The sequence below is a fragment of the Blastomonas natatoria genome (assembly GCF_003201955.1).
GTDB classification, from domain to species: domain Bacteria; phylum Pseudomonadota; class Alphaproteobacteria; order Sphingomonadales; family Sphingomonadaceae; genus Blastomonas; species Blastomonas natatoria.
Window position 1 is genome coordinate 211,960 of record NZ_QJJM01000002.1, and the last position, 20,134, is coordinate 232,093.

Consider the following 20,134-nt stretch of genomic DNA (forward strand, 5'->3'; position numbering starts at 1 on the left):
TTGAAGGGAGAGGGATGCGCAATCTTCACTCATTCCCCGTCACTCCCGCGAACGCGGGGGTCCCGCTTTTGCGTCAGGCGGTTAAGGAAAGCGAGATTCCCGCGTTCGCGGGAATGACTAGGAAGCTTCAAGCCCGCGCCATCTGCCCGGCACCGCCGGGCAGTCTTGCTACCAGTAGCAGATACCAGACCAGCAGCACCGTGTTGGGGATCGCATTCCGCCAGAAGCCCGTCGCCACAGAAAGCGCGCTGTCGACCACGAACCATAACAGCACCGACCAGGTCACCATCCGCCACAGCTTCTGCGCCTGGGGCGCAGAGAGGTCCGGCGTGACCCGCGCCACTGCCAGCAATGTCGCACCCCAGCCGAGCGAGACCGCGCCCATCAGCGCGATGCTGAACCGGTGCAAAGGATCGTAGATGATAGGCGCTTCGGCCCCGAGCCCCTCCAGCAGCAATGTCATCGCCCCGTCGGTCGCGGCAAAGGCGCCCGAGATCAGCAGCAGTCCGAAAGCGATGACCCCGCCGCACCAGATCGTCATCTGTGTCGTCCAGTTGTTCATCCTTTTCACTCCCAATTCGTCCGATGCGCCACTGGTGAACGAGCCGCGATGCGCAGACAATTACGTCCCAGGTCATCGGACTGCATCTTCTGCAGCCAATGCACGTTAGAACGGCATATGCGCATTCCCAACATCATCGCCTGGGTGCGGCGGCTCGTCTGGCTCGGCCTCATCGCATTCGCGCTGCTGGTCGGCTATGCATGGTTGCAGCCGGGGCGCGAGGACCTGCCCTGGACGCCGCTGGCCCTTACCGATCCGATCGGCATGGCGACGCGCAGCAAGATCGTCGATCTGACCGGCGAGCGCGACCAGTGCCTTGCGCTACTCGACAGCTCGGGGCTGCAATTCACGCCACGCGAACCGTTTGGCGCCGACCAGTGCCGGGTCGAGGACGCGGTGCGCGCCGATGCAGGCCAGACGTTGCTGCCTCTTGCCCCGGCGTCCGTCGCGCCCTCCTGCCCGATGGCGATCGGGCTGCTGCTCTGGCAGGCGCAGGTGGTTCAGCCGCAAGCCCAGGCGCTTCTGGGCAGCAAGGTCACCAATATCGAGACGTTCGGCAGTTACTCGTGCCGCCGCATGTATGCGCGCGAAGATGGTCCGTGGAGCGAGCATGCCACCGCCGATGCGCTCGACGTCAGCGGCTTTGTGCTCGCCGACGGACGGCGGATCTCGGTGCTGAAGGACTGGCCGGGCGATGGCGACAAGGCGCGCTTCCTGCGCGCGGTGCGCAATGGTGCGTGCGACCTGTTTTCGACCACGCTTTCGCCCGATTACAATGCTGCGCATGCCGACCATCTGCATCTCGACCTTGCGGACCGTGGCACGATGAGCTGGCGCGCCTGCCGCTGACTATTCGCGACCGGCGCGGATCGCGGCACCGGCGGCGATCGGGCAGATGACGGTCAGCAGCAGGCTGGCGGCAGCGAGCAGCAGCAGCCCGTTCTGGCTGCCCGGGGTCAGGCTGCCCGCACCGAATATCAGAAGCGGCACCGCCAGCGGCAGCAGCAGCAGCCCACCCAATGCCGCGCCATGGCGCAGGCCAGCGGTCAGCGCGGCGATCATCACGCCCAGAGCCGCCAGCGCAGGGGTCGCGCAGGCGAGACCGATCTCGACGATGATCAGCTGCTCCGCCGATTGACCCAGCAATCCGGCGGAAATGATCGCCGCCAGCATCAAGGGCGGGCCGAAGCTCAGCCAATGCCCAATGGTCTTGGCCAGCGCGATCAGCTCTTCGGACATCCCGCGCACGACATATTGGTCGATCATGCCCTGATCGACATCGGCCTGGACCAGCCGGTCGATCGGCAGGATGCTGGCGAGCAAGGCCGCGACCCAGATCACCCCGCCCCCGGTCCGCCCGAGCAGTTGCGCATCGGGGCCGACCGCGAACGGATAGATGGTCGCGACCGCCAGGAAGAAGATGATCGGCATGACGAAGCCGGCAGAGCCCCGCGCACCGCCGCCCAGCCCGAAGGCCAGCATCAGCTCGCGCCGGACGAGCGTGCCAAGTGCGCCGATCATTCGGCATCCTCCGCCGCCGCGACGGGCACGAAATCGGCAAGCGCCAGGGTCTGCGCGGCCTCAAGCGGCAAGGGCTGGTGCGAGGCGGCGAGCACGATCCCTCCCCCTGCCCGATGCCGCGCCATCAGATCGCCCAGCCGCGCGATCGACGCGGTGTCGAGGCCGTTCGCGGGTTCGTCCAGCAGCCAGATGCCTGCGCGCGACAAGCTGATCCGCGCGAGCAAGGCACGCTTGCGCTGACCGGTCGAAAGGAAGCGCACCGGCACATCGGCGAGATGCGCCAGATCCACCGCCGCCAGCGCTGCCGAAACATCGGCCTCCGCGCTGCCGTCGAGCCTGGCCCAATGGCCGAGCGCGCGCGCAAGCGGTTGGCCTGCATCCAGCGCGACCTTCTCGTCGGCAAGCGCCATACGTCCCGTTGCCTTGATTTCGCCCGCATAGGCGGGGAGCAATCCGGCGATGACGCGGATCAGGCTCGATTTGCCGAGCCCGTTCGGCCCGGTGACATGGAGCGCCTGCCCCGCCGAAAGCTTCAGCGACACCCCGCGAAACAGGATGCGCCCGCCGCGCAAGCACGCAAGGCTCACGCATTCCAGCGCGGCGCTGCTCTCAAAGCCCTTGGATATTGCAGCATCTTGCGCCATCTGCCCCCGGATGGCGCATTTGCCGCCCGCTGCCAAGAGGAGACGATCATGGTCCGCAAACTGGAAGGCGCCGAACGCGCCGAAGCTCTGGCCAGCCTGCCCGACTGGACCCACGAACCGAAGCGCGACGGCATCACCCGCAGCTTCAAGTTCGCCGATTTCACGCGCGCCTTCGGCTTCATGACCAGCGTCGCGATCCTCGCCGAAAAGGCCGATCATCATCCCGAATGGTCGAATGTCTACAACAGGGTCGACATCCTGCTCACCACGCACGACGCCGACGGGCTGTCGCAGCGCGATATCGACCTTGCTCGGGCGATCGACGCACTGTTCTGACACCGGAAATCGCGGCCATTGTGCAGGCTGCGGCACCGCTATACTGTACTCTCCGACCGTCCCGGCATGAACCGGGCGGCAAGCCATTTTGGGAGAGACAGTCTATGGCAGGTGACACCCCGGATCTCGTCGATGAAGCCGCTCAGTCCACCACGGCGCTCGGGCCGCTGATGGGGCTGGCGCGCGAGGATTTCATCGGGGCGATCGGCCTGTTGCTGCGCGAAACCGCCAGCGACCCGGCCCGTACCATGCGCCACGCCCAGGCCTTTTCCGAAGATGTCGTCAAGATCATGATGGGCCAGTCCGAACTCTCGCCCGATCCCAAGGACAAGCGCTTCATGGACCCCGCCTGGCGTTTCAACCCGTTCTTCAAGGCCGGCGCGCAATATTATCTGGCCGTGCAGAAGGGCATGAAAAGCTGGATCGACGAACTCGAGCTCGATGCGCTCGAACGCGACCGCGCCAATTTCATCTCCGCGATCATCATCGACGCCCTCGCCCCGACCAACAGCCTGATCGGCAACCCCACCGCGCAGAAGCGAATCGTCGATTCGGGCGGGCTCTCGCTGCTCAAGGGGCTGAAGAACGCCTATAACGACATGGTTTTCAATGACGGCATGGTCAGCCAGGTCGACAAGAAGCCGTTCCAGCTGGGCGAGAATGTCGCGACGTCGAAGGGCAATGTCGTCTATCGCGACGAGATCATGGAGCTGATCCAGTACGCGCCGACGACGCAAGAGGTCTACGCGATCCCGCAGCTGACCATCCCGCCGCAGATCAACAAGATGTATATCAACGACCTGTCGCCCGAAAAATCGGTGGTCAAATGGCAGGTCGACAACGGCATCCAGACCTTCGTGATCTCGTGGCGCAACCCGCAAAAGGAGCATGGTGCCTGGGCGATGGCTGACTATATCGCCGCCTGCACCCGCGCGGTCGACGTTGTGTGCGAAATTACCGGCTCGAAAAAGGTCAATGTCTCGGGCGGCTGCTCGGGCGGGCAGACGCTGGCGATGCTGCTGTCAAAGCTTCAGGCCTCGGGCGACGATCGCATCGGATCGGTGACGCTGATGGTGTGCGTGCTGCACCCCAAGCAGACCGATATCGAGGCAGGATCGCTGATGAGCGACAACGGCCTGGCGCTCGCCAAGCAGCGCGCGGCGCGCAAGGGCGTGATCAAGGGCAGCGATCTATCGCGCGGCTTTGCCTGGCTGCGGCCCAATGATCTGATCTGGAACTATGTCATCAACAACTATCTGATGGGCGAGGACCCGCCAGCGTTCGACGTGCTGTTCTGGAATGCGGATGCCACCAACCTGTCGGCCAGTCTGATGGGCGATTTCCTGCACATCTATGAAACGCTCGCCTTTACCCGCAAGGGCGAGGTCGAGATGGTCGATCACAGGATCGATCTGTCCAAGGTGACCAATGACCTGTTCATCCTGGGCGGGGTGACCGACCACATCACCCCTTGGCGCGCCTGCTATCGCTCGACCCAGCTGTTCGGATCGAAGAATATCGATTTCATCCTGTCGCAATCGGGCCACATGCAGGCGATCCTCAACCCGCCGACCAATCCCAAGGCCAAATATTTCAAGATGAAGGGCAACACGCCGACCAAGGCAGGCAAGGCCCCGGCGGACGTCGACGAATGGCTCGCCAAGGCCGAAGAGGTCAAGGGCAGCTGGTGGCCGTACTGGATGGAATGGGTGCAGGCGCGCTCGGGCAACAAGGTCACAGCACCCAAGTCCACCGGCAGCAAGAAGAACCCCGCGCTGGAACCGGCGCCCGGCCTGTATGTACTGGAGTGAGACTTGCAAATCCTCCCCGTAACGGGGAGGACCGTACCGACGAAACACCCATAGATCGGAATTCTGTTTGGCCACCCAGTTCAAAACCGCTGCCGCCACCGGCCCCGAAATCACCATGGAACAGGCCGATGGCCGCACCTTGCGCGTCGCGCGCTGGCGTTTCGACGAGGGGCTGAGCAAGCCACCGCTGCTGTTTTTCAACGGCATCGGCGCAAACATGGAGGCGGTGGCCCCCTTTGCCGATCTGCTAGAGGAACGGCCGTTCATCACCTTTGACATGCCCGGCGTCGGCGGCTCGCCCGACCCGCGCGTGCCCTATAATGCATTCCTGATGGCCCGCATCGCCTGGCTGCTGCTCGACCGGTTCGGGATCGAGACGGTGGACGTGATGGGGGTCAGCTGGGGCGGCGCGATGGCACAGCATTTTGCGCTCCAGCATTCGCAAAACGTCAACCGGCTGGTGCTGGCTGCGACCACCGCGGGCATGTTCATGATCCCGGGCAATATATCGGCCTTGAGCAAGATGGCCGATCCGCGCCGCTATATCGACCCCAGCTATATGGAGAAGCATTTCGCGACGCTCTATGGCGGCTCGACCGAAGGCGCTGGGGGCCATACCGGCCGCATCACCCCGCCGTCCAAGATCGGCTATTTCTACCAGTTGCTCGCGATGATCGGCTGGACCAGCGCGCCCTTCCTGCCGTTCATGAACAAGCCCACTCTTGTGTTGATGGGCGGCGACGACCAGATCGTGCCGGTCGCCAATGGGCATATCCTGAAGACACTGATCCCCAATTCGGAACTGAAGATCATCGAGGATGGCGGGCACCTGTTCCTGCTCAGTCATCTGGACGAGAGCCTCGCCGCCATTCGTGCGCATCTGGATGCGGTGGAAGCGTAGCCGCAATCCTTGGCGCGTACGTCCCTCGACTTCGCTCGGGAACTCGGGAATGCTGTTTAGCGATCAGCACTGACCCCGTCCGTTTGTCCCGAGCGTAGTCGAGGGACGTACGTGTATGCTCTCCTTTCGCCTTATGCCGCCTTCACCTTCTGGCGATACGCGTGGAGCAGCGGTTCGGTATAGCCGCTGGGCTGTTCCACGCCCTTGAACACCAGATCGCGCGCCGCCTGGAAGGCGAACGAACCCTCGGGATCACTCGCCATTGGCTTGTAGAGCGGATCGCCCGCATTCTGCGCGTCGACCTTGGCCGCCATGCGCAGCAGCGCCGCATCCACCTCTTCTGCCGTGCAAACACCGTGCAGCAGCCAATTGGCCAGCGCCTGGCTGGAAATGCGCAGGGTCGCGCGGTCTTCCATCAGGCCGACATCGTGAATGTCGGGCACCTTGGAACAGCCGATGCCCTGATCGACCCAGCGCACGACATAGCCAAGAATCCCCTGAGCATTATTGTCGAGCTCGGCGCGAATATCTTGCGGAGACCAGTTCTGCCCCGCGGCGAGCGGCACGTTGAGCAGCGGCTCGAGCGTTGGCACTGGCTGGCCCGCGATCTCGGCGCGGCGGGCGAAGACATCGACCTTGTGATAGTGCATCGCGTGCAGCGTCGCGGCGGTGGGTGACGGCACCCAGGCGGTGTTTGCCCCGGTCAGCGGATGACCGATCTTCTGTTCCATCATATCGCGCATCATGTCGGGGGCGGCCCACATGCCCTTGCCGATCTGCGCCTTGCCGTCGAGCCCGCACTTGAGGCCGATCCCGACATTGCGTGCCTCATAGGACTTGATCCAGTCGGAGGTCTTCATGTCGCCCTTGCGGATCATCGCACCGGCCTGCATCGAGGTGTGGATTTCGTCTCCGGTGCGGTCGAGGAACCCCGTGTTGATGAACACGATCCGGTCCTTCACCGCATGGATGCACGCGGCGAGGTTAGCAGACGTGCGGCGCTCCTCGTCCATCACGCCGACCTTTATCGTGTGGCGCTTGAGGCCCAGCATGTCCTCAACCGCATCGAACAGCTCGTTGGTGAAGGCGCATTCCTCCGGACCGTGCATCTTGGGCTTGACGATATAGATCGATCCGGCGCGGCTGTTACGGAAGCGACCAAGACCGTTCAGATCATGCATGCCGATGGCGCTGGTGAACACTGCGTCGAGAATGCCCTCGGGCGCTTCCGATCCATCGGCAAGCAGCACCGCCGGGTTGGTCATCAGATGCCCGACATTGCGCACGAACAGCACACTGCGCCCCGGCAGGGTAAAGGCGGTGCCATCGGGCGCGACATAATCCCGATCAGCTTCGAGCGCACGGGTGAGCGTCTTGCCGCCCTTGGGGAAGCTGGCCTGCAGGTCTCCGCGCATCAGCCCGAGCCAGTTGGTATAAGCGAGGATCTTGTCCTCGGCATCGACCGCCGCGACCGAATCCTCCATGTCGACGATCGTGGTCAGCGCGGCTTCGAGCAGCACATCGGCAATGCCAGCAGGATCGTCCTTGCCGATCGGGTGCGCGGGATCGATCACGATCTCGATATGCAGGCCGTTATGCTTGAGCAGCAGGCTGTCACCGCGCGTTCCGACCAGTTGTGCCGGATCGGCAAGCTCGGGCGTGCCGCCGGTAAAGTCCGCCCAGCTGCCTTGGGCGAGCGGCACCGCTTCATCGAGAAACGCCTTGGCCGCCTTGACCACCGCCGCACCGCGCACGGGGTCGTAGCCGCCGGGCTGCGCCGGGGCCGCATCGAGCGCATCGGTGCCGTAATAGGCATCGTACAGGCTGCCCCAGCGCGCATTGGCGGCATTGAGCACGAAGCGGTCGTTGAGCGAGGGCACCACGAGCTGGGGACCTGCCATGGTCGCGATTTCCGGATCGACATTCTGCGTACCGATGGCGAACGGCTGCGGCTCGGTCACCAGATAGCCGATGTCGTAGAGGAAGGTGCGATATTCCATGGCGTTGAACGGCTGGCCCTTGCGCGCGCGGTGCCAGTCGTCGATCTTTGCCTGAAGATCGTCGCGCTTTTCCAGCAGCTTGCGGCCCACAGGTACGAAGCGTTCGAGCAGCGCGGCGAAATCCGCCCAGAAGCGATCCGCATCCAGCGCCAGCGGGGCCAGCACCGATTCGGTGACAAAGCCATGCAGCGCGGAATCGATGCTGATGCCGTTGCTCTGGAGATATTCGCTCATTCCCGGTCCTCTTTGCTTGATGCGATCGGCCCTTGGCATAACGCCAAAGGGTGCAGAGTTTTCCCGGGGAGGAATGGCCCACAGCCTATGGCAAGGCAAGGCATCAAAGTAAATCCGGTTTAGGTTGCTACGGGTGGCGGCGCGGCTGCAACCCGGCTATGGGGTGGATGATGACGACCAGCCCTGCCAGCCTGACCGCATCCGAAATCGCCTGTCTGGAGCGGATCGACAAGGCTGCAATGCTGGCCCAGGTCGAACGCTGGGCCGCGATCAACAGTGGCTCGGGCAATCTTGCGGGCCTGGAGCAAACCGCCGCGCTGCTGGCCGACGCGTTTTCGGTGCTGCCAGGCGAGGTCCGGCTGGTCGATGGCGCACCGGTCGAGGCCGTCCGCGCCGATGGCAGCATCGACACCATCGAGCGAGGCAAGCATCTGGTCGTTTCCGTCCGCCCCGGCGCCAATCTGCGGCTGCTGCTGACCGGGCATATGGACACGGTATTCCCTGCCGATCACCCTTTCGAGAGTCTGACCTGGATCGAGCCCGGCGTTCTCAACGGCCCCGGCGTCGCTGACATGAAGGGCGGAATCGCGGTGATGCTCGCGGCGCTGCAGGCGGTCGAATTGTCGCCGCTCGCCAGCAGCATCGGTTACGACGTGCTGATCAACAGCGACGAAGAGGTGGGTTCGGCCTCGTCTGCGCCGCTCATTGCGGGGCTGGCGGCAGGCAAGGTCGCCGCCCTGACCTATGAACCCGCCCTGCCCGATGGCACGCTGGCGGGCGAACGCGGCGGATCGGGCAATTTCTCGATCATTATCACCGGCCGCTCCGCGCATGCCGGACGCAACCCGCACGAGGGGCGCAACGCGCTGGTCGCCGCCGCCGATCTGGCGGTGCGGTTGAAGGCGCTGACCCGCGATGGCCTTTCGGTGAACCCGGCCATGATCGATGGTGGAAGCGCCAACAATGTCGTGCCCGACCATGCAATCTTGCGCGTCAACTTCCGCCCGCAGAGCCTTGAGATGCAGGCGTTTGCCGATGATGCGCTGCACCGGCTCGCCGACGAGATCGCTGCCACGCACGAAGTGAGCGTGCATGTCCATGGCAGCTTCGGCCGCCCGCCCAAGCCGATCGATCCGGGCGCGGAGAAGCTGTTCGGACTGGTCAGGCGCTGCGGTGCCGATCTGGGGCTCGACATATCCTGGCGCGGTACCGGCGGGGTGTGCGATGGCAACAATATCGCGGCCTGCGGCGTCCCCGTTGTCGACACGATGGGCGTGCGCGGCGGTGCAATCCACAGCGCAGACGAATTCCTGATCGCCGACAGCCTGGCCGAACGCGCCCGACTATCTGCGCTCACCATATTGCGGCTTGCCGAAAAGAGGGGGTTATGAGTTTTGTCATCCGGGCGGCGACGCCCGACGATCTGCAGGCGATCTACGAGATGGCCAAGCTGACCGGCGGGGGGTTCACCAACCTGCCCGCCGATCGCAAGTCGCTCGAGGGGAAGATCCAGCGCTCCACCGACTGTTTCGCGCGCAAAGACGATGATCTCAGCGACGAGCTGTTCGTGCTGGTGCTCGAAAATACCGAGACTGGCGAAATTCGCGGAACCTGCCAGCTACTGACCCAGGTCGGGCAGAAATGGCCCTTCTACAGCTATCGGCTGAGCACGCTGACGCAGCACAGCGCCGAGCTGGGGCGCACCTTTCGCGCCGAGATCCTGAGCCTGGTGACCGATCTGGAGGGGTCGAGCGAAGTCGGCGGGCTGTTCCTGCATCCCAATGAGCGCGCAGGGGGTCTCGGCATGCTGCTGGCGCGCAGCCGCTATCTGTTCATCGGCCTGCACCGCGCGCGCTTTGCCGACCGAATCCTGGCCGAACTGCGCGGGATCATCGACGATGCTGGCGATTCGCCCTTCTGGGACAGCATTGCCGGGCGCTTTTTCGGCATGAGCTTCGACGAAGCCGACACCTTCAACGCTCTCAACGGAAATCAGTTCATCGCCGATCTGATGCCCAAACACCCGGTCTATGTCGCCATGCTGAGCGACAGTGCGCGCCATGTGCTGGGCCGCCCCAATGTCAGCGGCCGCGCAGCGATGCGGATGCTGGAAAACGAAGGCTTTGCGCACGAGAATTATGTCGACATTTTCGACGGTGGCCCGACCATGACCGCGCGCACCGATCAGGTCCATTCGATCCGGAATGCGCGCAATGCCCAAGTCGCCGGATTGGGTGATGGCGGCACGACATCGCTGGTCGCCACCGGTCGCCTGGCCGATTTCCGCTGCGCCTATGGCAAGGTGGTCGATGGCGAGGAGGGCGTGACGCTCGATCCCGCAACGGCAAACGTCCTGCGCGTCGGTACAGGCGACATGGTGCGCTGGATCGAGAGATAGGGAAAAACACCCCTCTCCCTTGATGGGACAGGGCTGCGGAGACTTAATGAGCGAAGCGAATTTAGGCGAAGCAGGGTGAGGGTGAAGATGCGCCGCCGGTAGCGAGCGACACCCTCATCCAACTCCGCCTAGCCAGCGAGCTGGCAAGGCTTCGTATCCGTCTCCCCTCAAGGGAGAAGGTGTAGGACCAGGAAGAAACATGCTCACCGAAATCAATTTCGACGGAATTATCGGCCCCAGCCACAATTATGCGGGCCTCAGCCTCGGCAATATCGCCTCGGCCAATAATGCTGGGTCGGTGAGCGAGCCGCGCGCTGCCGCGCTGCAGGGCGTGGCCAAGATGCGCGCCAATGTCGCGCTCGGGCTGGCCCAGGGGTTTTTCATGCCGCTCGACCGGCCCAATACCGCATGGCTGGAAAGTCTCGCCACCGATGTTGCGAACGCCGAACCGCATTTGCGCGCCGCAGCCTTTTCCGCCTCGTCGATGTGGGCCGCGAATGCCGCGACCGTCTCCCCTGCCCCGGACACCGCCGATGGCCGCTGCCACCTGACCGTCGCGAACCTCATGACCATGCCGCATCGCAGCCATGAATGGACAGGCACGCTGGCGCAGCTGCAACTCGCCTTTGCCGACGAGCGCCATTTCGCGGTGCATGCACCTGTCCCCGCCCCGTTCGGCGACGAGGGCGCGGCCAACCATATGCGGCTGTGCGAGCGGCACGACAGCAAAGGCGTCGAGATTTTCGTCTATGGCAAGACGGGCGGCCCCTTCCCCGCGCGCCAGCATGTCGAGGCGGGCAAGGCGATCGCGAGACGGCACGGCCTGGCAGCAGAGCGCACCCTGTTCATCCAGCAGAGCGAGACTGCGATCGCTGCCGGCGCATTCCACAATGATGTCGTCGCGGTCGCCAACGAAAGCGTGCTGTTCACCCACGAACAGGCGTTCGAGGACCGCGATGGCGCCTATGCCGCGATCCGGGCGGCCTTTCCGGCGGTGCAGATCGTCGAGGTGCCTGCAAGCGCCGTGTCGCTCGCCGATGCGATCAAGAGCTATCTGTTTAATGCGCAGCTCGTCACTTTGCCCTCTGGCGGTCAGGCGCTAGTGCTGCCTTCCGAATCGCAGGAAGTGCCTGCCGTGTGGCAATGGCTCGAGGCGATGGTCGCGGGAAACGGCCCGATCCGCCAGCTTGTGCCGGTCAATGTCCGCCAGTCGATGGCCAATGGCGGCGGCCCGGCGTGCCTTCGCCTGCGCGTCGTTGCAGATCCCGCCACGGTCGATCCGCGCTTCATCGCTACACCGGAAAAGCTCGATGCGATCGAGCGGGTCATCGCCGCGCACTGGCCCGAGCGGATTGCGCCCGGCGATCTTGCGGACCCGAAGCTTGCCGAGACCGTCCGCGCGGCGCGCTTTGCCCTGCTGCGTGCACTTGACCTGGATACGCTCGCCTGATCTGTCGGCAGCCTTTACAGTTTAACCCATTCTTAACTATCGTAGCCCGCAGAAAACCGCCCTTGGCACGGGGCTTGCGGGGATTTTGCCATGTTCGAGAAGATACGCCGCCTGTTCATCATCAAGACCAAGTTCGAAGTGTATCTGATCACCTATGCCCTGGCGCTCGGCGCCTGCGAACGCGGCAAGCTCTATCTCGATCAATATCCCGGCTATGGCGGCTGGATGCTGTTCGTTGCCTGCACCGGCGCCGTGTTCATGGCGGGCGCCAAGATGCTCGACGCGATCGATTACCAGAGGGCGTACGGCCCTGAATAGCGATAGGGGTAAGTGGAGAGCTTCTGTTGCCCGGTGCTCTCCAAACCGCTGAACTCCGCTTCTGTTGCCCGGTGGGTTCAACCGCGCTCTTACTTCCTTATTCTTGGCCGTTAGGCCGCTGAATTAGGCAGCAAGTGCGAGTGCGTCATTGTCATTGGCACTTATGAGTTTTGAGCCTTTAACGGGTTACTCAGCCCGGACGAAAACACCGCTTTTCAACACACGTCGATCCTAGTTCGGCCCCGTCAGAAGCCCCGCTTTCACGAGGTTTATGGTGGAGCCGCCGGGTACCGCCCCCGGGTCCGCTGTGCCTATTGCACGCCGCAATTTATCGTCATAGCCGGACGAACCGGCAGAAACCCATATAGCGATGCTTTGGTGAATGGGAAGTGAGCGGCGGGAGAATTCTCTCCCTTCCCCTTTGGCAGGGTTGGCCGAAGGCCTCGCAACCTGCTCCCCTCCCTGCAAGAGAGGGGCCGGGGGTGGGTAGGCGAAATTGCGCCAATGCCTGCGCAGATGACCCACCCCTAACCCCTCCCTGGCCAGGGAGGGGAAGTTTTACTTCTTCAGCAGATCCCGGATTTCCGCGAGCAGTTCCACCTCGCTCGGTCCAGCCGGAGCGCCGGGTTCCTCGGGCTTCTTGAACAGCTTGTTGGCACTGCGCACGATCAGGAAGATGATGAACGCCAGGATCAGGAAGTTGATGATCACGGTGATGAACTGGCCATAGCCGAACAGGGCAACACCTGCCTTCTTAAGCTCGGCATAATTGTCCAACGAACCGGCATAGCCCTCGGGCACCGGGCCGAGCATGATGAAATAGCTGGAAAAATCCGCGCCGCCGAAGATCGCGCCGACCACCGGCATGATGATATCCTCGGTCAGCGATGTCGTGATCGTGGCGAACGCCGCGCCGATGATCACTGCGACCGCCAGATCGAGCACATTGCCGCGCGCGATGAATGCCTTGAATTCCTGAAGCACCTGTTTCCCCTTTTGCTGTCAGCAGATCGCCCTATAATCGCCAGCAACGTGGAGTTGTCGAGTGCGTTGCAAGAGGACCGTGTAAAAGATGGTCTTGCGGCTTTGCCGTATTAACACGATATAACGGTCGCGTGCCATCAACCGGAGGGAATTACTGACCATGCGTATCACCCGTTATGCCCTGCCCCTGCTGGCAGCGCTGTCCCTTACCGCGTGCGGCATCAATTCGGTCCCCACGGCGGAAGAAAACGCCAAGGCGAAATGGGCCGATGTCGAAAACCAGTATCAGCGCCGCGCCGATCTCGTGCCGAATCTGGTGGCGACAGTGAAGGCCGGGGCGGCATCGGAAGAAAAGATCCTGACCCAAGTGACCGAGGCGCGTGCCAAGGCGATGGGAGTGAATATTACGACTGATGACCTGTCGGACCCTGAGACGTTCGAGAAGTTCAGCCAGGCCCAGAACCAGCTCACCCAGGCGCTCGGTCAGTTCAGGACAGTGGTCGAGGCCTATCCGCAGCTGCAGAGCCAGCAGAATTTCACCACGCTGATGAGCCAGCTCGAAGGAACGGAGAACCGCATCTCGGTCGCCAGGCGCGACTATAACGAGGCGGTGCGCGAATATAACACCACCATCCGCACGTTCCCCGATTCGATCGGCGCGAACCTGATCCACGGTGCCAAGCCGATGGTGCCGTTCAAGGTCACCACCCAGGGTGCCGAGGAAGCGCCCAAGGTCGATTTCGGCCAGTGAAGCGCACACCCGCCTTTGCGGGTGGCGTGAAGCAGTGGCTCGGCCAGTGGCTGGCGGCAACGCTGCTGCTGGTCGTCGCTGCACACAGCGCCGTTTCCGCACAGACCTTCCCCAAGCTCACCGGCCGGGTGGTCGATCAAGCCAATCTGCTCGATCCGACGCAGGAAGCCGCGCTGACCGCCAAGCTGGAAGCGCTGGAGAAGCAGTCGACTCGCCAGCTCGTTGTGGTCACCGTGCCCGATCTGCAGGGCTATGAAATCGAGGAATATGGCTATCAGCTCGGTCGCAAATGGGGCATCGGCCAGGCCGAGAACGGGACGGCGGAAAAGGATAATGGCGCGCTGCTGATCGTCGCGCCCAATGAGCGCAAGGTGCGGATCGAGGTCGGCTATGGCCTTGAGGGCGTGCTGACCGATGCACTGTCGAGCATCATCATCCAGCAGGATATCTTGCCGCGCTTTCGCGACAAGGACATGCCGGGCGGCATCGCAGCGGGTACCGACGCGCTGATCACACAACTGACCCTGCCCGAAGACGAAGCGCGTGCCTATGCCGCCAAGGTCGAGGCAGAGTCGCGCAAGGCAGAAGACGGCGGCGGCATCGGACTTTTCCTGTTCTGGGGCGCGATCATCCTGTTCTTCTTCGTCATTCCGGCGCTCAGCAGCATGGGACGCGGCAGCCGGTATCGCAGCTCGAGGATCGACGCGGGCGATATCATCACCTGGGGCATCGCGATCGGCTCGGCCATGAATGACCGTGGCGGGGGCGGAGGCGGCTTTGGCGGCGGCGGTTTTGGCGGAGGCGGCGGCAGCTTCGGCGGCGGCGGCGCTTCGGGCGGGTGGTAACAATGGCGAAGGTGGAAAGCATCGGCCCGGACGAACATTGCATCGTCACTGACGCAGTCGCGGAAGCCGAAAGGCAGACCGATGGCGAGATCGTGACCGTTATTGCCCGCGAATCCGATGACTATCGCGAGACACCGATCTATTGGGCGGTCGCAGTCATGTTTCTCGCACTGGCCTGCATCGCGGTGTTTCCGGACTGGTTTGCCAATCTGCTGGCGACGACGACTGGCGGCTGGGAGCATGTCTACACGCCCAGCGAATATCTGACGCTAATCATGCTGCTGCTCGCCGCCAAGTTCGGCGCTGTGCATCTGATCGTGGGATGGAAGCCGCTGCGGCTGGCGCTGACGCCGCCGGCGATCAAGCGCGCGCGGGTGCGGGCACGTGCCATCAATCTGTTCCGGGTGAGTGCCGAAAAGCGCACGCGCGGGCTGACCGGCGTCCTGATCTACCTCTCCATGGCCGAACACCGGGCAGAAATCGTCGCGGACAGCGCGATAGCCGCAAAGGTAAGCCCCGACATATGGGGCGAGGCGATGGCAGACATGATCGTGGAACTGCGCGCAGGCCGCGCGGGCGAAGGCATGGCCGCAGCGGTGCGCGATGTCGGCAAGGTCCTGGCCGAGCATTTCCCCAAAAGCGACGACAATCCCAACGAGCTGCCCGACCGGCTGATCGAGCTTTGAGCACGCTGTCCCTGCCTGCAAAACCATGAACTGTCACCCCCGCGGAGGCGCGGGTCCCGCTTTTGCACCGTCCCCGAACTGAAAGCGGGATTCCCGCGTTCGCGGGAATGACGATAACTGGAGCAAGACCATAATGACCCAGCCCGCCATGAGCGAGCCCGAAGAAATTGTCTGGCAGGGCCGTTTCATCACCACCAAGACCCGCGGCAAGTGGGAGTATGTCTCGCGCAGCCGGGGCATCGGCGCGGCCGTGATTCTTGCCGTTCACGATGGTGCCGTCGTGCTGGTCGAGCAGTTCCGCGTGCCGCTGGGCCGGCCGTGCATCGAACTGCCTGCCGGGTTGATCGGCGACGACGAGAGCGGTGAAGCGCCCGAGATGGCCGCCGCGCGCGAGCTTGAAGAGGAAACCGGCTTCAGGGCTGGGCGCATCGAGAACATGGGCGAATTCTATTCCTCGCCTGGCATGGTCAGCGAATGTTTCCACCTGATGCGCGCGCACGATCTGGAGCGGGTGCATGAGGGTGGCGGCGTGGCCGGCGAGGACATTATTGTGCACCTCGTCGCGCTTACGGATCTTGAGGGCTTTATCGCCGACAAGCGCTCCGAGGGCTGCGGCATCGATGTGAAGCTGCTGCTTTTGCTGGGCGCAAGGATGCTGGGCTGACCGGCGATCCGATCAGCCCCTTCCCGGGTCAGCCCTTGCCCTTGGTCTTCGTCTTGCCTGCCTTGGAATTGGCGGCAAGAAAATCGATGATCATGCCCGCGATGTCCTTGCCGGTCGCATTCTCGATCCCCTCCAGCCCGGGCGAGCTGTTCACCTCCATGATCACCGGGCCGTGATTGGAGCGCAGGATATCGACGCCTGCGACATTCAGCCCCATGACCTTGGCGGCACGCACGGCGGTCGAGCGTTCCTCCGGCGTGATCTTGATCGCCCTGGCGCTGCCTCCGCGGTGCAGGTTCGACCGGAAATCTCCCTTGGCGCCGGTGCGCATCATCGACGCGACGACCTTGCCGCCGATCACGAAGATGCGGATGTCGCTGCCATCGGCTTCCTTGATGAATTCCTGCACCAGAATGTTGACGTTCGCACCGCGAAACGCCTCGATCACCGATTTGGCCGATTTCTCGGTCTCGCCGAGCACCACGCCGATGCCCTGCGTGCCTTCGAGCAGCTTGATGACCACGGGCGCTCCGCCGACGATCTTCAGCACCTCGTCGGTCTGCTTGGGATCGTGGGCAAAGGCAGTGACCGGCAGGCCAAGACCATGCTTGGCAAAGATCTGCATCGAGCGCAGCTTGTCGCGCGATCGGCCGATGGCGACACTCTCGTTGAGCGACCACACGCCCATCATTTCGAACTGGCGCAGCACCGCCAGACCGTATTGGGTGATCGAGGCGCCGATGCGCGGGATCACCGCGTCATAATGGCCGATCGGCTCGCCATGATATTGCGCGCCTGGCCGGTGCGAGGTGACATTGAGCGTCACCCGCAGCGTATTGAGTATGTCGATTTCATGCCCCCTTTCGCGCGCCGCCTCGCAAAGGCGGACATGCGAATAGAGATTGGGGTTGCGCGCCAGCATCGCGATCTTCATCGGAGGTACTTCATCTGTCGGTTTCCTCAGGCAGGCCGAGCACCCATTTGCGCGTGCAGTCGACGCGGAATCCGCGCCGAAGCGCCCGGCGGCCAATCAATAAGGGAAAGGTCATGGTGTTGCGGTTGGCCAAGGTCATGTGTCCCTTCCACCGCACGCTACCAAGCATCATCGTCGTTTCTATGACATAGCGCAGTTCGATCGCCCCGTTGGAGCTCTTGACGCTGCGCTGTTCCACGCCCGGCGCGCGATACTTGCGCGCTGGCTCGGCACGATGCGCACGAAACCAGAATTCGACGACCAGTTGGCCGTCGATCATCATCGGCTTGACGCGGGTAGCATGGATGGACGAGGTGGCGGCGCCTGTATCGATCTTGGCCTTGATCCTCGACAGGCCAAGATCGGGCAGATCGACGCACTCGACCCAGCCGATATCGATCGGTTGCCGGTCTGCTTTCGGGATACGGGGAGACCGGGCCATCTTCGCGCCCGTTAGCAGGCGCTACGGTGAAAGCAACAGGGATGCGGCGAGCAGTTCATCGCGCTCGCCGCCCCCCTGAGCGGCTCAGACCACACCAAAGGCGAGCATGGCGTCGGCAACCTTCTTGAAGCCGGCGATGTTCGCGCCCTTCACATAGTCGATATAGCCGCCGCCCTGGTCGCCATATCTGATGCAGCTGTCGTGGATGCCCGACATGATGTCCTTGAGCATCTGCTGCAGTTCCTCTTCCTTCCATGCCCGGCGCTCGGAATTCTGGCTCATTTCCAGGCCCGAGACAGCCACACCGCCCGCATTCGAGGCCTTGCCCGGGGCGTAGAGAATCTTGGCGGCCTTGAACGCATGCACGCCATCGAGATCGGTCGGCATGTTCGCGCCTTCGGACACCGCGATGCAGCCATTGGCGACAAGGGTCTTCGCATCTTCGCCCAGCAGTTCGTTCTGCGTGGCGCAGGGCAGCGCGACGTCGCAGGGCACGCCCCACGGGGTCTTGCCCGCATGGAAGGTCGCGTTCGGAAAGGCCTCCACATATTCCTCGATCCGGCCCCGGCGGTGCGTCTTGTGTTCCTTCACCCAATTGATCTTGTCCTGGGTGATGCCGTCGGGATCATGAATGAAGCCACCCGAATCCGACAGGGTGAGCACCTTGCCGCCCAGCTGCACGATCTTCTCGGCCGCGTGCGTGGCGACATTGCCCGATCCGGAGATGACCGCCGTCTTGCCGACCAGATCCTGGCTTTTGGTCGCGAGCATGTTGGCGAGGAAATAGACCGCGCCATAGCCGGTCGCCTCGGTGCGAATCAGCGATCCTCCCCATTCCAGCCCCTTGCCGGTCAGCACGCCGGTAAACTGGTTGGTGATGCGCTTGTACTGACCGAACATATAGCCGATCTCGCGGCCGCCCACGCCGATATCGCCGGCAGGCACGTCCACATCCGCACCGATATGGCGGTAGAGCTCGGTCATGAAGCTCTGGCAGAAGCGCATGATCTCGCGGGTGCTCTTGCCCTTGGGATTGAAGTTCGACCCGCCCTTGCCGCCGCCCATGGGCAGGCCGGTGAGCGCGTTCTTGAAGGTCTGTTCGAAGGCCAGGAACTTGAGCACCGATTCGGTGACCGAGGGATGAAAGCGGATGCCGCCCTTGTAGGGGCCGATCGCATTGTTGTTCTGCACGCGCCAGCCGCGCTGCACGCGAATGTTGCCGTTATCGTCCTCCCAGCAGACACGGAACGAGACGACGCGATCGGGCTCTGCAATGCGCCGCAGGATCTGCTGCGCGTGATACTGTTCCTTGTCCGCCATGAAGTCGAAAATGTCTTCGGCGACTTCCTGAACCGCCTGGACAAATTCGGGCTGGTACGGATTGCGCTTCTTCACGCCTTCCATGAAGGTCGGCAAATCTACGTGATCGGATACGGCCATGGGTCCCCCCTGTGAGGTGATGCTGCGTACTGCGCGACCCGGACCGAATGCAGCAAACTCTCTCGATTCGCCTGCATTGCCGGGCGAACTCTACCGCAAAACCGGTCAAGCGATAGTGCTAAACCGCACAAGGCCAGTGCGGCGCGCGGGAGTCCCCGTTCCGGGAATTTGGCGGCCGAAGGCCGCTCGCATGACCGCAAGGATGAGCGCCGTCAGATCCGGCAACGTCCCTCGCCATCAGGCCGCACGCTCGTCTGGCGGTACAAGCGCACGAAAGCTCCCCTGGAAGGGTCGCCGCCCAGTCCTGCTTGTCGCCACTTCGTCATAGTACCCTGGGTTCGGACTCGACCTTGCCAGCGTCAGACGAGCCCTCGGACAATGTCTCATCGGGCGCGAGATCGGTGACGAGCGCCCGCATGCTACCGGAAGGCTGATCTTCGGGAGCGTTCGGCGATGGCTCCGAGGCCGATGCCTCCGTAACGGTCTTGATGGGCTTTTCAGGCTCGGCTTCCGGGCTATCCCCTGCCCCGACGAGAGGGCCAAGCGCCATGCCGAGGCGCGAAAGCTGCGCCACCATCACCGTGTCGACTGCCGGGGCGATATCTCCAAACCCGGTCCTGCTGAACCCGCCGACCACATAGTCCATCACCACGCGCGTCCCGCCCTTCACCGGCTTGAGCGTGAAGGTCAGCGATCCGTTGACGGCCTCACTCTGCAGCGGGCCCAGCGCACCTGTCAGCCGCAGGAGCCTGCCCGGATCGACATAGACGATCTGCATATGCTGGACGCTGCCGCGCAAAGTACGCTGCGGCACGCCGCTTTCGGTCGTGGCCTCATTAGGAATGAGTTCACAGAAACAGCCACCGGCCTGCGAATCCATGTACAGGTTCTCAGCATTGCCGGTCCAGCTATGATCCTTGTCCCACCATTTGGCCGGCGTGCGAAGCATTGCGAAGGTTGCTTCGGGATCGGTCGAAACCGTCACGCTGTGCTGGACTGCAAATCCGGCATCCGTCTGCTTTACGAGTTCGGCGCGCGCAGGCGTGGCGACAGCCAGTGGAAGGACAAGGGCGGCAAGAGCAAGGCGCATGTCAGAGGTTCCCCGATATCAGGCGGCCATCCATGCCGCTGAAACGGGGCGGGAGCAAGCGATCCATCACGCTTCGTTTACACC

At 63.2% G+C, this 20,134-nt stretch carries 21 protein-coding genes and 1 other RNA gene; 12 read left to right on the top strand and 10 right to left on the bottom strand.

Translation table 11 applies throughout. The annotated features are described in order from the left end of the window. Positions 1-127 precede the first annotated feature (127 nt). Positions 128-562 (bottom strand): hypothetical protein, encoded by a 435-nt coding sequence (locus tag C7451_RS03535; protein ID WP_110297596.1) that lies wholly within the window; start codon positions 560-562, stop codon positions 128-130. A gap of 117 nt (positions 563-679) precedes the next feature. On the opposite strand from C7451_RS03535, the gene C7451_RS03540 reads away from it, so the two are divergent. Next, positions 680-1,411, top strand: a complete 732-nt coding sequence (locus C7451_RS03540) for an extensin-like domain-containing protein (RefSeq protein WP_110297597.1) — start codon at positions 680-682, stop codon at positions 1,409-1,411. Here the strand turns inward: C7451_RS03540 and C7451_RS03545 are convergent, their stop codons facing one another. Beyond that, entirely contained in the window at positions 1,412-2,083 is a 672-nt protein-coding gene (locus C7451_RS03545; RefSeq protein ID WP_110297598.1) for a heme exporter protein CcmB, read from the bottom strand. It lies immediately after the preceding gene. After that, positions 2,080-2,727, bottom strand: a complete 648-nt coding sequence (ccmA, locus tag C7451_RS03550; protein ID WP_110297599.1) for a heme ABC exporter ATP-binding protein CcmA — start codon at positions 2,725-2,727, stop codon at positions 2,080-2,082. Before ccmA ends, C7451_RS03545 begins: the two co-directional genes overlap by 4 nt. Positions 2,728-2,775: 48 nt before the next feature. Between ccmA and C7451_RS03555 the strand changes: the two genes are divergently transcribed. The 3 genes from C7451_RS03555 to C7451_RS03565 all read left to right on the top strand — a co-directional run bounded on the left by C7451_RS03555 (position 2,776) and on the right by C7451_RS03565 (position 5,775). Next, positions 2,776-3,063, top strand: coding sequence for a 4a-hydroxytetrahydrobiopterin dehydratase (locus C7451_RS03555; protein WP_110297717.1), 288 nt, complete (start codon positions 2,776-2,778; stop codon positions 3,061-3,063). 104 nt (positions 3,064-3,167) lie between these two features. Further along, the gene (locus C7451_RS03560) at positions 3,168-4,874 is read left to right on the top strand and encodes a PHA/PHB synthase family protein (protein WP_110297600.1); all 1,707 of its coding nucleotides are present in this window, start codon (positions 3,168-3,170) and stop codon (positions 4,872-4,874) included. Between the two features lie 67 nt (positions 4,875-4,941). After that, positions 4,942-5,775 (top strand): alpha/beta fold hydrolase, encoded by an 834-nt coding sequence (locus C7451_RS03565; RefSeq protein WP_110297601.1) that lies wholly within the window; start codon positions 4,942-4,944, stop codon positions 5,773-5,775. 131 nt (positions 5,776-5,906) lie between these two features. Here the strand turns inward: C7451_RS03565 and C7451_RS03570 are convergent, their stop codons facing one another. After that, positions 5,907-8,009 (bottom strand): malate synthase G, encoded by a 2,103-nt coding sequence (locus C7451_RS03570; RefSeq protein ID WP_110297602.1) that lies wholly within the window; start codon positions 8,007-8,009, stop codon positions 5,907-5,909. Positions 8,010-8,167: 158 nt separating this feature from the next. Between C7451_RS03570 and C7451_RS03575 the strand changes: the two genes are divergently transcribed. From C7451_RS03575 to C7451_RS03590, 4 genes are all read left to right on the top strand, one after another. Continuing rightward, complete coding sequence (locus C7451_RS03575) at positions 8,168-9,400, top strand: hydrolase (RefSeq protein ID WP_110297603.1); 1,233 nt, start codon at positions 8,168-8,170, stop codon at positions 9,398-9,400. Next, complete coding sequence (locus tag C7451_RS03580) at positions 9,397-10,407, top strand: arginine N-succinyltransferase (protein WP_110297604.1); 1,011 nt, start codon at positions 9,397-9,399, stop codon at positions 10,405-10,407. Before C7451_RS03575 ends, C7451_RS03580 begins: the two co-directional genes overlap by 4 nt. Before the next feature lie 199 nt (positions 10,408-10,606). Then, positions 10,607-11,857, top strand: a complete 1,251-nt coding sequence (locus tag C7451_RS03585) for an N-succinylarginine dihydrolase (protein ID WP_110297605.1) — start codon at positions 10,607-10,609, stop codon at positions 11,855-11,857. Between the two features lie 90 nt (positions 11,858-11,947). Further along, positions 11,948-12,175: a hypothetical protein gene (locus tag C7451_RS03590; protein ID WP_110297606.1), complete on the top strand. Its 228-nt coding sequence runs from the start codon at positions 11,948-11,950 to the stop codon at positions 12,173-12,175. A gap of 49 nt (positions 12,176-12,224) precedes the next feature. Here the strand turns inward: C7451_RS03590 and ssrA are convergent. Then, positions 12,225-12,568, bottom strand: a transfer-messenger RNA (tmRNA) gene (gene ssrA, locus C7451_RS03595). Between the two features lie 165 nt (positions 12,569-12,733). Beyond that, positions 12,734-13,159 (bottom strand): large conductance mechanosensitive channel protein MscL, encoded by a 426-nt coding sequence (gene mscL / locus C7451_RS03600; RefSeq protein WP_110297607.1) that lies wholly within the window; start codon positions 13,157-13,159, stop codon positions 12,734-12,736. A 160-nt stretch (positions 13,160-13,319) separates the two neighbouring features. Between mscL and C7451_RS03605 the strand changes: the two genes are divergently transcribed. The 4 genes from C7451_RS03605 (at position 13,320) to C7451_RS03620 (ending at position 16,105) form a co-directional block, all read left to right on the top strand. Further along, on the top strand, positions 13,320-13,910 hold the full coding sequence (locus C7451_RS03605) for a LemA family protein (protein WP_110297608.1): 591 nt from the start codon (positions 13,320-13,322) through the stop codon (positions 13,908-13,910). Positions 13,911-13,960: 50 nt separating this feature from the next. Continuing rightward, positions 13,961-14,755, top strand: coding sequence for a TPM domain-containing protein (locus C7451_RS03610; RefSeq protein WP_110297718.1), 795 nt, complete (start codon positions 13,961-13,963; stop codon positions 14,753-14,755). 2 nt (positions 14,756-14,757) lie between these two features. Continuing rightward, a complete protein-coding gene (locus C7451_RS03615; protein ID WP_110297609.1) occupies positions 14,758-15,441 on the top strand; it encodes a TPM domain-containing protein in 684 nt (227 codons plus the stop codon). A gap of 133 nt (positions 15,442-15,574) precedes the next feature. Further along, positions 15,575-16,105, top strand: coding sequence for an NUDIX hydrolase (locus C7451_RS03620; RefSeq protein ID WP_167398412.1), 531 nt, complete (start codon positions 15,575-15,577; stop codon positions 16,103-16,105). 28 nt (positions 16,106-16,133) lie between these two features. Here C7451_RS03620 and rimK read toward each other — a convergent pair whose 3' ends face one another. The 4 genes from rimK to C7451_RS03640 form a co-directional block, all read right to left on the bottom strand. Next, positions 16,134-17,039, bottom strand: a complete 906-nt coding sequence (gene rimK / locus C7451_RS03625; protein WP_110297610.1) for a 30S ribosomal protein S6--L-glutamate ligase — start codon at positions 17,037-17,039, stop codon at positions 16,134-16,136. A gap of 10 nt (positions 17,040-17,049) precedes the next feature. Further along, positions 17,050-17,520 (bottom strand): ATP-dependent zinc protease family protein, encoded by a 471-nt coding sequence (locus tag C7451_RS03630; protein WP_110297611.1) that lies wholly within the window; start codon positions 17,518-17,520, stop codon positions 17,050-17,052. Between the two features lie 84 nt (positions 17,521-17,604). After that, entirely contained in the window at positions 17,605-18,960 is a 1,356-nt protein-coding gene (gdhA, locus tag C7451_RS03635) for an NADP-specific glutamate dehydrogenase (RefSeq protein ID WP_110297612.1), read from the bottom strand. A gap of 322 nt (positions 18,961-19,282) precedes the next feature. After that, positions 19,283-20,050 carry an SRPBCC family protein gene (locus tag C7451_RS03640; RefSeq protein ID WP_110297613.1) on the bottom strand — a complete coding sequence of 256 codons (768 nt, stop codon included), beginning with the start codon at positions 20,048-20,050 and terminating at the stop codon, positions 19,283-19,285. Between the last annotated feature and the right edge of the window lie 84 nt (positions 20,051-20,134).

What these genes read in the sequence shown, in the direction of transcription:
- C7451_RS03640 (WP_110297613.1), bottom strand. Translation starts at nt 20,050, where the DNA reads ATGCGCCTTGCTCTTGCCGCCCTTGTCCTTCCACTGGCTGTCGCCACG.
- C7451_RS03590 (WP_110297606.1), top strand. Translation starts at nt 11,948, where the DNA reads ATGTTCGAGAAGATACGCCGCCTGTTCATCATCAAGACCAAGTTCGAA.
- C7451_RS03545 (WP_110297598.1), bottom strand. Translation starts at nt 2,083, where the DNA reads ATGATCGGCGCACTTGGCACGCTCGTCCGGCGCGAGCTGATGCTGGCC.
- C7451_RS03555 (WP_110297717.1), top strand. Translation starts at nt 2,776, where the DNA reads ATGGTCCGCAAACTGGAAGGCGCCGAACGCGCCGAAGCTCTGGCCAGC.
- C7451_RS03605 (WP_110297608.1), top strand. Translation starts at nt 13,320, where the DNA reads ATGCGTATCACCCGTTATGCCCTGCCCCTGCTGGCAGCGCTGTCCCTT.
- C7451_RS03615 (WP_110297609.1), top strand. Translation starts at nt 14,758, where the DNA reads ATGGCGAAGGTGGAAAGCATCGGCCCGGACGAACATTGCATCGTCACT.
- C7451_RS03560 (WP_110297600.1), top strand. Translation starts at nt 3,168, where the DNA reads ATGGCAGGTGACACCCCGGATCTCGTCGATGAAGCCGCTCAGTCCACC.
- rimK (WP_110297610.1), bottom strand. Translation starts at nt 17,039, where the DNA reads ATGAAGATCGCGATGCTGGCGCGCAACCCCAATCTCTATTCGCATGTC.
- ccmA (WP_110297599.1), bottom strand. Translation starts at nt 2,727, where the DNA reads ATGGCGCAAGATGCTGCAATATCCAAGGGCTTTGAGAGCAGCGCCGCG.
- C7451_RS03570 (WP_110297602.1), bottom strand. Translation starts at nt 8,009, where the DNA reads ATGAGCGAATATCTCCAGAGCAACGGCATCAGCATCGATTCCGCGCTG.
- C7451_RS03585 (WP_110297605.1), top strand. Translation starts at nt 10,607, where the DNA reads ATGCTCACCGAAATCAATTTCGACGGAATTATCGGCCCCAGCCACAAT.
- C7451_RS03580 (WP_110297604.1), top strand. Translation starts at nt 9,397, where the DNA reads ATGAGTTTTGTCATCCGGGCGGCGACGCCCGACGATCTGCAGGCGATC.
- C7451_RS03620 (WP_167398412.1), top strand. Translation starts at nt 15,575, where the DNA reads ATGACCCAGCCCGCCATGAGCGAGCCCGAAGAAATTGTCTGGCAGGGC.
- C7451_RS03575 (WP_110297603.1), top strand. Translation starts at nt 8,168, where the DNA reads ATGGGGTGGATGATGACGACCAGCCCTGCCAGCCTGACCGCATCCGAA.
- C7451_RS03630 (WP_110297611.1), bottom strand. Translation starts at nt 17,520, where the DNA reads ATGGCCCGGTCTCCCCGTATCCCGAAAGCAGACCGGCAACCGATCGAT.
- C7451_RS03540 (WP_110297597.1), top strand. Translation starts at nt 680, where the DNA reads ATGCGCATTCCCAACATCATCGCCTGGGTGCGGCGGCTCGTCTGGCTC.
- gdhA (WP_110297612.1), bottom strand. Translation starts at nt 18,960, where the DNA reads ATGGCCGTATCCGATCACGTAGATTTGCCGACCTTCATGGAAGGCGTG.
- C7451_RS03535 (WP_110297596.1), bottom strand. Translation starts at nt 562, where the DNA reads ATGAACAACTGGACGACACAGATGACGATCTGGTGCGGCGGGGTCATC.